1 protein-coding gene is annotated in these 379 nt (G+C 72.6%); it reads left to right on the top strand.

The annotated features are described in order from the left end of the window. Positions 1-379: chemotaxis protein CheW (locus AC0IYH_RS29805; protein ID WP_471837687.1), on the top strand; the 379-nt coding region annotated here is incomplete at both ends.

Below are 379 nucleotides of genomic sequence, written 5' to 3'. Positions count from 1 at the left end.
GGGGTGCGGTCCGCATCGATCCGCTCGGCGACGCGCGCGTCGCGACCGTCCGCGGCCAGCGCCTGCCGCTCGTCGCGCTGGGCGATCTGCTCGACATCCCGACCGAGGACCCCCGCGTCCTCGTCATCATGGCGACCCGCGAGGGCAATTTCGCGATGGCGATCGACGCCGTGCTCGACACCGAGGAATTGGTGGTCAAGCCGGCCGCGCCTGCGGTGATGGCCAGCGGCCTCTATGCCGGCCAGACGCTGCCCGACAGCGGCCTGCCGCTGTTGCTGCTCGACAGCGGCGGGATCGCCGCCGTCGCCGGCCTGCGGTTCGCACCGACGATGAACGACGCCGCGGACGCGGTGCACGCGGTCGAGGAAGCGGGTATCAC

This window comes from Pseudomonas sp. AC463 (assembly GCF_979253585.1).
The sequence above is the reverse complement of the archived record's forward strand: the minus strand, read 5'-3'. Positions and strand labels throughout refer to the sequence as shown.